The organism is Candidatus Burkholderia verschuerenii (assembly GCF_001189365.1).
GTDB lineage: Bacteria > Pseudomonadota > Gammaproteobacteria > Burkholderiales > Burkholderiaceae > Caballeronia > Caballeronia verschuerenii.
The window spans coordinates 20,209-29,719 of record NZ_LFJJ01000415.1 but is presented as its reverse complement, the minus strand read 5'-3'; the positions used below and the strand labels follow the sequence as shown (position 1 = coordinate 29,719).

Genomic DNA, 9,511 nt, shown 5'->3' with positions numbered 1-9,511 from the left:
ACTCGCTACTGCTGTGCCAAGTCTAAATTCCTGTGCCGCGGCCGCTCAAGAAGGTGCTTAGGATCGGCCAGCGGCTTTCTTTGGTTACTTTCTTTGCCGCCGCAAAGAAAGTGACCCCTCCGCCGGGAAGGCGGCTACTGAATAAAAAGCCGCACTCACGCATCCAGAGCAAACCAAAATCATTCAGCCCGCAACACAACGGTGGCTAAGGGAGGAAGCGTCAAAGCCGCCGACTCCCCCCGTCCATGACTAACCTGCGCATCAGCATAAATAACCCCGCCATTGCCCAAATTAGAACCACCATAAATCGAGGCATCGGAGTTAAGAACTTCGATCCACCGCCCCCCGCGCGGAAGCCCGATCCGATACCCCTCACGAGGCACCGGCGTCATATTGCAGACCACAACGAGATCACGCCCTTCGGCATCCGTCCGCCGATACGCATACACGCTATTCCCGTTGTCATCGCCGACGATCCACTCGAACCCGCGCGAATCGCTATCGAGCTTATGCAAAGCAGGCTCGGAAACATAAAGCGCATTCAGATCGCGCACGAGCTTCTGCAAGCCTCCGTGCAACGCATCGTCGAGCAAATGCCAATGCGGCGATTCATCGTGATTGAACTCGGCGAATTGCCCGAATTCGCCACCCATGAACAACAGCTTCTTGCCCGGATGCGTCCACATGAAGCCCAAGTACGCACGCAGATTGGCGAACGTCTGCCACCGGTCGCCCGGCATCTTGTTGATGAGCGATCCCTTGCCGTGCACGACTTCATCGTGCGACAACGGCAGCACGAAGCGCTCGGAATACGCGTACACCATCCCGAACGTATAGAGATGATGGTGATACTGCCGATACACCGGATCTTCCTGCATGTAGTGCAGCGTATCGTGCATCCAGCCCATGTTCCACTTGAAGTCGAAGCCGAGCCCGCCGCTCTCGACACTCGCCGTCACGCCGGGCCACGCAGTCGATTCTTCGGCGATGGTAATCGCGCCCGGGACCTGCCGCACTTCGTGATTCAAGCGCTTGAGGAACGCGATCGATTCGAGATTCTCGCGCCCGCCATACACATTCGGAACCCACTCGCCCGCCTTGCGCGAATAGTCGCGATACAGCATCGACGCGACCGCATCGACTCGCAAGCCATCGACGTGATAGCGCTTGAGCCACGCCAGCCCCGACGCGATCAGGAACGCGCTCACCTCGTTGCGGCCGAGGTTGTAGATCATCGTGTTCCAGTCCTGGTGATACCCTTCGCGCGGGTCCGCGTGCTCGTAGAGCGGCGTGCCGTCGAATTCCACGAGGCCATGCGCGTCGTTCGGAAAGTGTGCGGGCACCCAGTCGATGATCACGCCGAGTCCCGCCTCATGCGCGCGATTCACGAACTCCGCGAACTGCTCGGGCGTGCCGAAGCGCGCGGACGGCGCGAACTGACCCAGCGGCTGATAACCCCACGATCCGCCGAACGGATGCTCCGCGATCGGCATGAATTCGAGGTGCGTGAAGCCCATGCCCTTTGCATAGGGAATCAGGCGCTCCGCGAGCTCGTGCCAGTTCATGCCACGGTTTTCCTCTTCGGGAATACGTAGCCACGACTCCGCATGCGCTTCATAAATCGCGATCGGCGATTGCGCCGTCTGCTTGCCGCCGCGCGTCGACATCCATTCGGCGTCGGTCCACGCGTAGTGATCGATCGCATTGCCGTCGGCGACGACGGATGCGGTCGATGGCGGCTTCTCGCTCTGCATCGCGCAAGGATCGGCCTTCAACGGCAGCGTGTGGCCTTCGCGCGTGACGATCTCGTACTTGTAACGCGTGCCCGCGCCGATGCCCGGAATGAATAGCTCCCACACGCCCGCATTGTGACGCAGACGCATCGGATGACGCCGCCCATCCCATGTGTTGAAGTCGCCGACGACGGAAACGCGCTTCGCATTCGGCGCCCACACCGCGAAGCGCGCCGCGACGTTGCCATGCGTGATCGGTCGCGAGCCGAGGCATTCGAGCACCGCATACGGATCGGCGTGCGACAGACGCGCGAGCCATTCGTCCGACAAAACCGGCCCGAACGAATATGTATCGTGCGTTTGTTGCGGCGTGCCGTGCCAGTCGATATCGAGCCGATAAGCCGTCGGACGATCGACGAATCCCGCGTACAGGCCCGCATCGTGGATGCGCGCGAGCGAACCGATGTGCTCGCCGCTCGCCGCATCGATCACGTTCACGCCCGATGCATTCGGCAGGAACACGCGCACGATATGACCCACGTCCGTTTCGTGCATGCCCAGCATCGAGAACGGATCGGGATGCCGCGCGTCGATCAGCGCATCGATATCGAGCGGATTAAGTCCGTGCGCCGGATTTCTCGTTTCCGCTCCGTCGCTTCGATTATTCATGATGGGTTCCATCCGGGTTGTCCTTGTTTGCTTCGAACACGGGCCGCGTGCCGGGCGCGGGCGGTTCGCCCGTATCGCTGAGCAGGCGACTCGCGAGCGACGCGAGGCCCCGCAACGGAAGGCCGATCCACGTCGGCCGGTTCGCTGCTTCGTAGCGAATTTCGTAACCGGCTTTCTCGATCAGGAACAGATCGAGCAAAGGCTCGAACACGTCGTCAGCCGCGATCGGTTCAGGCGAAACCGCGATCGCTTCCCGGTACTGACGCAAGAAACTCTCCTCGGCATACGCACGCAGACGCTCGAACAACGCGCGCTTTCTGTCTGCTGTTTGCGCGGGCGCGTTTTCCGTCGTCGACTGCGCGGCGGCGCTCGCATACGACAGCGAACGCAGCAGCCCGGCCACATCGCGCAGCGGGCTCGTCTTGCGACGGCGTTCGTCGAGCGTGCGCGCTGGTTCGCCTTCGAAGTCGATCAGATACGCATCGCCTTGCGCCATCAGCACCTGACCAAGATGGAAGTCGCCGTGGATACGAATGCACAGCGCGTCGGCTTCGCCCGGCACGAGATTCTTCACGGCGTCGTCGAGCATCGCGCGGCGGTCGAGCAGACTTTGCGCGAGGAAACGATCGTGCTCGCTGAATTCGCCGATCTTCTGCGCGACGATATCGAGCGCGGAATCCAGCAGTTCCAGCGTGCCGCCGATCCAGCTCTTCACGTCGGCCTTGGTGGCACGTTGCGGCGCGAACGCCTTGTCTTCCGTCGGCGATGCCAGTGCGACATGCAACTCGCCGAGTCGGCGTCCGATCACGCCCGCGATATTGCCGTAGCCCTCGAAGCCTTCGAGCTCCTTCTCGTGCTCGGGCATGTTCTGCTCGGTATCGACCGATACCGCGAGTTCATCGACGGTGCGGCGCAGATAGTCGAGCGCGTAGTTCCACGCATCGCCCTGATTGTCGATAAAGCTCTGCAGAATGATGAGCGTATGCGGCACGCCTTCCGGATCGACACGCACGACTTCGCCATACAGCGGCCCCGTGTTCTGATAGCCGAGCTGCGTCAGATAGCGGCTCATTTCCGCTTCCGGATGCACGCCGCCGACAATACGATGCACCAGCTTCAGCACCACCTTGTCGCCGACGACGAGCGAGCTGTTGCTCTGCTCCGCCGCGAGCCAGCGGATTTCGGGCGGCTCGGCCGGATCGAAGTCGAGCGTCGCGAGTCGTTCGGTCGGCAGGAAGCGAATTTCGCTCTTCTGCACGGTCGGCACGACAGCCTTTTCCGCGAGCTTCTTCAACACGCCGTACGCGAACGACGGCACCGAGAACGCGTCCGTCAGATGCCCGATATTGCGATTGCGACGCACGCGCGCCAGCGCGAGTTGCATGTACAGCGGCGATGTGGTTTCGCTGCCCCATGCGATCGACAGCGGCAACACGTAGCGTTCGGTGTGATTGCCGACATCCGCTTCGACTTCCGTGAACGCGAAGCCCGCGCCTTCGATCGTCGTCAATGCGGCGAGCCGCACCGCATGCAGTTGCTGATCCTTCGATGCAAACCAGCGCCGCTTGCTCAAATAATTCGGCAGCACTTCCGATTCGAGCAGACGCACGTTTTCCGGCGTCGGACCGGTTTGTCCCGCGCGAATCACCATCGTGACGAACTCGGGCAATTGCTCGGACGGCGCTTGCGCCCATGCCGGATGCATATTGCCCGGACAGAGCTGGAACCACAGGAAGCCGTAGGGCGGGAACGTCAGCAGATACGTGAGTTGACCGATGGGCGGGAAGGGCGAATCGGCGGTCATTTCGAGCGGCACCGAACCCGCGAACTCCGACAGATCGAGCTCGACCGCTTGCGGCGCGCGCGACAGATTCGCGACGCACAGAATCGGCGGCTCGCCTTCGAGTTCGCGCAGATACGCGAGAATCTTGCGATTCGCGGGCCGCAGGAAACGGATCGTGCCGCGTCCGAACGCATGCTTCGAACGGCGCACCGCAAGCATCTTGCGCGTCCAATTCAGCAGCGAATGCGGATCGCGGCTTTGCGATTCGACGTTGACCGCATCGTAGCCGTACAGCGAACCCATCACGGGCGGCAGCACGAGTTGTTCGGGATCGGCGCGCGAGAAGCCGCCATTGCGATCCGACGACCATTGCATCGGCGTACGCACGCCGTTGCGATCGCCCAAGTGGATGTTGTCGCCCATGCCGAGCTCGTCGCCGTAATAAATCACGGGCGTGCCGGGCATCGACAGCAGCAGCGAATTGATCAGTTCGATACGGCGGCGATCGCGTTCCATCAGTGGCGCGAGACGACGGCGAATACCCAGGTTCAGACGCGCGCGACGATCGCTCGCATAGGTGTTCCATAAGTAATCGCGCTCGGAGTCCGTGACCATTTCGAGCGTGAGTTCATCGTGATTGCGCAGGAAAATCGCCCATTGATTCGTCTCGGCGAGATCCGGCGTTTGCCGCATGATGTCGGTGATCGGAAAGCGGTCTTCGCTCGCGATCGACATGTAGATGCGCGGCATCAGCGGGAAGTGGAACGCCATATGGCATTCGTCTTCTTCGCCGAAGTATTCCTTCACGTCTTCCGACCACTGATTCGCTTCGGCGAGCAGCATGCGGTTCGGATATTCGTCGTCGATGGTCGCGCGAATCTTTTTCAGAATCGAATGCGTTTCCGGCAGATTCTCGTTGTTGGTGCCTTCGCGTTCGACGAGATACGGCACCGCATCCAGACGCAGACCGTCGATGCCCATATCGAGCCAGAAGTGCATCACGCTCAGCACTTCCTTCAGCACCGCCGGATTGTCGAAGTTCAGATCCGGCTGGTACGCATAGAAACGGTGCCAGTAGTATTGGCCCGCGACCGGATCATGCGTCCAGTTCGACGGCTCCGTATCGATAAAGATGATGCGCGTCTCTTCGTACTTCTTGTCCGTATCGGACCACACGTAGTAGTTGCGATGCGCCGAACCGGGTTTCGCGCGGCGCGCGCGCTGAAACCACGGATGCTGATCCGACGTGTGATTGATGACGAGCTCGGTGATCACGCGAATGCCGCGCGCGTGCGCTTCCTGAATGAAGCGCTTCACATCGGCGATGGTGCCGTAATCCGGATGCACGTTGCGATAGTCGGCGATGTCGTAACCGTCGTCGCGCCGTGGCGACGGATAGAACGGCAGCAGCCAGATCGCATCGACGCCCAGCTCCGCGATGTAGTCGAGCTTCGCGAGCAGGCCGGGAAAATCGCCGATGCCGTCGTTGTTCGCATCGAAGAACGACTTGATATGCACCTGATAGATGATCGCGTCTTTGTACCAGAGCGGATCGTCGCTGAGAATCGAGGCCTTCTTATTGCGCTTCACGCTTGTGTCCACAGTTCGCTCCAATGTCTTCTCGGGTTAGCTGCCACCCTTGTTATGGCTGTGCTCTCGTATGTCGCCGAAGACGACTCATCCTTCGTCTTTCGGCTGCGGCTTGGGCAATCCCCACGTCGGCGCGATACGCCAGATCGCGAACGGCAGCGAATGCGGATTGAGCCGCACATGCTGACGACGCCCGCGCCATTCGAAGCGTTCGCCCGTCACCTGATCCTCGACCGCGACCGCATCCCAATCATGCACGCCCCAGCCTTCGAGCGTCTGCCATGGCAGTTCGATATCCGCGCCTTGCTCGTTGAACGGATCGAGATTGATCGCGACCAGCACGACATTGTCGCGCGCCGCATTGGCTTTTTCGAAGAACAGAATATGGTCGTTATGCGCGGGCAGGAAGTTAACGTCCAGATGCGTCTGCAACGCGGGATTCGCACGGCGAATGCGATTCAGCGCCGTGATTTCCGTGACGATATTGCCCGGCCGGTTCCATTCCCACGCGCGTAACTGATACTTTTCGGAGTCCAGATATTCTTCGCTGTTCGGTAAAGCCGCCGACTCGCATAGTTCGAAGCCGCTATACACGCCCCACAATCCCGACAACGTCGCCGCCAGCGCCGCGCGAATCACGAAGCCCGGGCGTCCCGAGCTTTGCAGAAAGCGCGGGTTGATATCCGGCGTATTGACGAAGAAGTTGGGACGGAAGAATTCCTTCGCGTCGGTCTGCGTCAGATCGTGCATGTACTCGATGAAATCGCGCTTCGACTCGCGCCACGTGAAGTACGTGTATGACTGCGAAAAGCCGAGCTTGGCCAAGCGATTCATCACGCGCGGACGCGTGAACGCTTCGGCCAGGAAGATCACATCCGGATGACGCGCGCGCACATCGCCGATCACCCATTCCCAAAACGGGAACGGCTTCGTATGCGGATTATCGACGCGGAAAATACGCACGCCCGCGGCGATCCAGTGCAGGAACACATCGCGCAAGGCGGTCCACAGTTCGGGCTTCGCATCCTTCGCATAGAAGTCCGGATTCACGATGTCCTGATACTTCTTCGGCGGATTTTCCGCATAACGCAGCGTGCCGTCGGGCCGCCAGGCGAACCATGTCGGATGCTCCTTGAGCCACGGATGATCCGGCGAGCATTGCACCGCGAAGTCGAGCGCGATCTCCATGCCGTGTTCATGCGCGGCGTCGAGCATGCGCTTGAAGTCATCGAGATTGCCGAGTTCGGGATGCACCGTATCGTGGCCGCCTTCCTTGCCGCCGATCGCGTACGGACTGCCGACATCGCCCGGCTGCGCGGTCAGCGTGTTGTTCTTGCCCTTGCGATTGGCGACGCCGATCGGATGAATCGGCGGGAAATACAGCACGTCGAAACCCATTTCGCGAATGCGCGGCATCTTGCCGATCACGTCAATGAAATTGCCGTGACGCTTGACATCGTCGCTCATCGAACGCGGGAAGATCTCGTACCAGCTCGCGAAGCGCGCCGCCGCCCGTTCCGAGTCGATGCGATACACCACCGGATCGCGCGACAGGAACGGCCGACGCCGCGCCGCCGCGATCGCCTTCGCGGTCGCAGGCGCGAGCACGAGTTCGAGCTTGCGTGCGTCGTTGGCCTTGGTGAATTCCTTGACGATCTTTTCGAGCGGTTCGCTGTCGGCATCCTCGACCGTTTTCACTTCCGCGAGAATCAGCGCGAACAGATGCTTGGCTTCCTCGACTTCGAGCTCGACGCCTTGCCCCGCCTTGATCTTCTTCTGCATATGATCGACGAGCGAGGCGAAGTCGTCGCGCCATGCCATCACGACGAACTCATGACGGCCCACGCGTTCGAGCGGAATGCTTGCGCTCCACAGATCGAGACCGGCGGGTTGCACGGCGCTCATCGGCGCTTCGTGCCATTCGGTTTCGTCGGCGGCGCGCCATTGCACGGCGGCGGCGATCTTGTCGTGACCTTCGGCGAAGATCGCGGCCTGAATCCGCACCGCTTCACCGACGATGCGCTTCGCCGGGAATCGCCCGTTGTCGACCGAAGGCGTGACGCTTTCGATCGACACGCGCGGCGCTTCGATAGCGGCCGCGACGGACTTCTTGTCGGCGGCTTTCGCGCCGCGTTTCACTTGCGGCTGCGCGAGCAGAACGAAGGGTTCGGCTTCCGCGCGGAACAGGCGCACTTCGCCGGCCTTCAGCGTGAACGGCGCGAGTCGCGCGGCCTGACCCTGGGTGTCGTCGATCAGCGCGAAACGCGTGTAGTTGCCGGGCACCGATTCGAGCAGATGCAGCGTATCGACATGCACGGGCGCGACGAGATCGGGATTGACGATCATCAGCACCGCGTTTTCGCTGCGACGCAAGTCGCCGCCTTCGGCGCGAATCAGCGCGGCGTACGGCGTGCCCGCGCCCGTCAGCGAACGCAATTCGCCGACGCTCGACAGCGTCGCGACATTGCGCTGCAAGGCATTGGCGCGCCTCACCTGCGCGGTCAGATCGATGCGGCGCTCGTTCTTCGCACGCTCGTATTCCGCCGCGATGCCGTATTGCGGCGACATCGGCAGGCCGATGCCGTATTCGAAGCCCATCGGCACCAGCAGGCCGGTGCCGAGCGCGGTCGCGGTATCGAGCACGCGCGAATAGGCGCGTTCGATCAGCAAGGTATCGCTGGTATCGCTCAGATCGCTGATCAGACGCGTGCCGAACGGATCCTCCGGAAACGCGATCGGCGGCGCGATACGCGCGAGCGCCGCGTGCTCGTCGATCAGCCACGCGCTCTTGAAATCCCACCAGCGGGTCGATGCGAACACGGCGTCGAACGCGGCGTCGGTCAGGCTGTAGATGTCGTGACGCGTGAGGCCCACGGTCCACGCGAGCCAGCGCGTATCCGGATGCTTCTCGCGCACGGCCGCGCCGAGTTTGCGCCACACATGCGCGGGCACCGTATGCGGGCAATCGAAGCGAAAACCGCCGACGCCCGCTTCGGCCATCGTGCGCAATTCCTTCGCCCACCATTCGGTCAGATGATGCGCCGCTTCGCCGTCGTTGAAGTTGCCGTACGCGACATCGCGCTGACGCGGCGGCTTGCGCGGATCAAGCCGCGCATCGGCGCTTTCGAACGGCTGGAACCAGTGCTTGTTGTCCTGATACAGCCCGCCTTCCGCGCTCACGCGATCGACGATGACATCGACCAGCAGCGTGAGTTTGTGCTTCTTCGCGGCATCGGCGAGCTTGCGCAATCCGTCGGATGCGGGGCCGTCGAACTCGAAGATCGGATGCAGACGGTGATGATCGGCAACCGCTTCGCGATGCCCGTTGCTGCCGGGCACGAACGGCGCGCCGATCAGGACATGATCGAAGCCCAGCGACGCGGCATGCTCGAACTGGGCGGGCCAGTTCGCGAGCGGGCCGACGAGCAGCGGGTCGATGAAGTAGATACGAGGCGCATACGCATGATGAACTTGATGGTTTTCCATCGTTTGTCTTTTCCAGAGTCGTCCTGCGGTGGCGGGGATGCGGGCTTCAATCGCGATCACGCTCACGGGCCAAACTGGCTGAAGAGCCGGTCCGTGCGAGAGCGATGCGTGCGCGCGCGACGGACCTTGAATACTGACACACCTCAACGCCGGTGAAACGACGCTGGCCTCGTCCGCGTCTCGCGATGCACCGTGTTTCTCGTCGGTGGGCGCCACGGGTCCCGATGTCTCTCGTCGGGGAATCGCACGG

Annotated in this window: 3 protein-coding genes; all 3 read right to left on the bottom strand. The window is 61.7% G+C overall.

From position 1 onward, the window contains the following. Nucleotides 1-179: 179 nt before the first annotated feature. A complete protein-coding gene (glgB, locus tag BVER_RS29530; RefSeq protein WP_050456229.1) occupies nucleotides 180-2,402 on the bottom strand; it encodes a 1,4-alpha-glucan branching protein GlgB in 2,223 nt (740 codons plus the stop codon). Next, nucleotides 2,395-5,775, bottom strand: coding sequence for a maltose alpha-D-glucosyltransferase (treS, locus tag BVER_RS29525; RefSeq protein WP_157056321.1), 3,381 nt, complete (start codon nucleotides 5,773-5,775; stop codon nucleotides 2,395-2,397). Before treS ends, glgB begins: the two co-directional genes overlap by 8 nt. A gap of 87 nt (nucleotides 5,776-5,862) precedes the next feature. Beyond that, nucleotides 5,863-9,261, bottom strand: coding sequence for a maltotransferase domain-containing protein (locus BVER_RS29520; protein ID WP_083452441.1), 3,399 nt, complete (start codon nucleotides 9,259-9,261; stop codon nucleotides 5,863-5,865). Nucleotides 9,262-9,511 lie beyond the last annotated feature (250 nt).